This window comes from Ruegeria sp. SCP11, assembly GCF_040329455.1.
Classification (GTDB): domain Bacteria; phylum Pseudomonadota; class Alphaproteobacteria; order Rhodobacterales; family Rhodobacteraceae; genus Ruegeria; species Ruegeria atlantica_E.
On sequence record NZ_JBDZYG010000064.1, the window covers coordinates 1 to 287 of the forward strand.

Genomic DNA, 287 nt, shown 5'->3' on the forward strand with positions numbered 1-287 from the left:
ATGTCAGGTATGTTCTCGATGGGTCAGTCAGAACACACGAAAACGAAATCGAAATCCGTGCGCGTCTCAGAGATGCAACAGAAAGCGGCGACGGCGTCATCTGGCAGCAAGCTGTAGAAGGGGAAAAAGATCGCCTGTTCGACCTTGTCAGCGACCTGAAATTCAAAGCAGCTGGTGCGCTGAAGCTCAAACTCAACCCGGTCGAGCGCCGTTTTTTTGAAGAGACGCCCACAACTGACCAAAACGCATTTCTTGCCTATGCAAACGCCGATAGGTTGCTGCACAGC

The 287-nt window shown here is 51.9% G+C and carries 1 protein-coding gene; it reads left to right on the forward strand.

Annotation, left to right across the window (positions count from 1 at the left end; all coding sequences use genetic code 11):
- The coding region (locus tag ABLN94_RS24640; RefSeq protein ID WP_352997359.1) for a hypothetical protein at positions 1–287 on the forward strand (287 nt) is incomplete at both ends.